2 protein-coding genes are annotated in these 1797 nt (G+C 65.2%); one reads left to right on the top strand and one right to left on the bottom strand.

Going from position 1 to position 1797, the window contains the following annotated elements:
• Window positions 1–67 precede the first annotated feature (67 nt).
• Window positions 68–1351 carry an aspartate kinase gene (locus V7Z54_RS05390; RefSeq protein ID WP_334134945.1) on the bottom strand — a complete coding sequence of 428 codons (1284 nt, stop codon included), beginning with the start codon at window positions 1349–1351 and terminating at the stop codon, window positions 68–70.
• A 238-nt stretch (window positions 1352–1589) separates the two neighbouring features.
• On the opposite strand from V7Z54_RS05390, the gene V7Z54_RS05385 reads away from it, so the two are divergent.
• Window positions 1590–1790 (top strand): DUF2905 domain-containing protein, encoded by a 201-nt coding sequence (locus V7Z54_RS05385; protein ID WP_334134943.1) that lies wholly within the window; start codon window positions 1590–1592, stop codon window positions 1788–1790.
• The last annotated feature ends 7 nt before the right edge of the window (window positions 1791–1797 follow it).

Here is a 1797-nt window from a genome sequence, read left to right as displayed (position 1 = left end):
ATCTTGGCGAAGGTCTGGATGCCGATGGGCAGCTTCTTGCGACGCATGCGGCCATTATGTGGCAGCGTCATGCTCCCTGCAGCGTGTCGGTTGGCTGGTCGAGGTCGAACTCGCGGTGCAGCGCGCGCACCGCCAGCTCCATGTACTTCTCGTCGATAACGACGGAGGTCTTAATCTCCGAGGTGGAGATCATCTGGATGTTGATACCCTCCTGCGCCAGGCAGCGGAACATGCGGCTGGCCACGCCAACATGGCTGCGCATGCCGATGCCGACGATGCTGACCTTGCAGATACGCGCGTCACCCACCACGTCGGCCGCGCCCAGCGCGGGCACCACCTGGGTGCGCAGCACCTGCAGCGCGCGCGCCAGGTCGTTGCGGTGCACGGTGAAGCTGAAGTCGGTGCGGCCGTCCTTGCTGACGTTCTGAATGATGACATCGACTTCGATGTTGGCATCGGCCACCGCACCCAGGATCTGGGCGGCGATGCCGGGCTTGTCAGGCACGCCCAGCACGGAGACCTTGGCTTCGTCGCGGTTGAAGGCGATGCCGGAAACGACGGCTTGTTCCATGGATGCGTCTTCCTCGAAGGTGATGAGGGTGCCGGAGCGGGCCTCCTCGTGGATGTCGATGTCCCAGGGGGTGAAGCTGGACAGCACGCGGATGGGTACGCGGTATTTGCCCGCAAACTCCACCGAGCGAATTTGCAGCACCTTGGAGCCCATGCTGGCCATCTCCAGCATTTCCTCGAAGCTGATGCGCTCCAGCCGGCGCGCCTCGGGCACGACGCGCGGATCGGTGGTGTAGACGCCGTCCACATCGGTGTAGATCAGGCACTCGTCGGCCTTGATGGCGGCGGCCACCGCCACCGCCGACGTGTCGGACCCGCCGCGCCCGAGCGTGGTGACATGGCCCGCTGCGTCCACCCCCTGAAAGCCGGTGATGATGACGACTTTGCCCGCAGCGAGATCAGCCCGGATGCGCTGCTCGTCGATGGATTCGATGCGCGCTTTGGTGTAGGCGCTGTTGGTGCGGATGGGCACCTGCCAGCCGCAGTAGGAGATGGCGTCGATGCCTTCGGCCTGCAGCGCGATGGCCAGCAGGCCTACCGAGACCTGCTCGCCGGTGGCGGCCAGCTGGTCGAGCTCGCGGTAATAGGCGTTGCCGGGCTGGGCTGGGGCCAGTTCCTTGGCCAGACCCAGCAGGCGGTTGGTTTCGCCCGCCATGGCGCTGGGCACCACCACCATCTGATGGCCGGCGCGCACCCATTTGGCGACACGCTTGGCGACGTTGCGAATGCGCTCGGTCGACCCCATGCTGGTGCCGCCGTATTTGTGAACGATGAGAGCCATGCCAAAATATCCTACACAAGGGCAAGCGCCCATGGGCGCCGCGCCCGCCAGAATCGGCTGAAAATAAACGGGCCCGCGCGGCTGGCGCGGGGCGGCATCCGTCACCGTCGCTGCACGGATCCTGCCTGCGCGCATCGGTTGGCTGCCGACAACCCCCGGCAGCGTCACGAACCCATCGCCGCAGGCCGCCTGCCGTTTTCGCCGAATATCCCGAAAAATCGTGCGATTATAGAGGGGTATGTCCCGATTTTTGATTGCGCTGGGTGTGGTGCTGATCGTGATCGGGCTGGCGTGGCCGTGGCTGAGCCGCCTGCCTTGGGGTCGGCTGCCGGGCGACATCGCCATCGAGCGCGAGGGATTCGGTTTTTATTTTCCACTGGGCACCAGCCTGCTGGTGTCGGTGCTGCTGTCGCTGCTGCTGTGGTGGTGGCGGCGGTAAGCAGTGG

Origin of the sequence: Tepidimonas sp. (assembly GCF_036824975.1) — a bacterium.
In the GTDB taxonomy this organism is placed as follows: domain Bacteria; phylum Pseudomonadota; class Gammaproteobacteria; order Burkholderiales; family Burkholderiaceae_C; genus Tepidimonas.
The sequence above is the reverse complement of the archived record's forward strand: the minus strand, read 5'-3'. Positions and strand labels throughout refer to the sequence as shown.

Excerpts from the sequence above, each read along its gene's own strand:
- V7Z54_RS05390 (WP_334134945.1), bottom strand. The coding sequence starts at position 1,351 with ATGGCTCTCATCGTTCACAAATACGGCGGCACCAGCATGGGGTCGACC.
- V7Z54_RS05385 (WP_334134943.1), top strand. The coding sequence starts at position 1,590 with ATGTCCCGATTTTTGATTGCGCTGGGTGTGGTGCTGATCGTGATCGGG.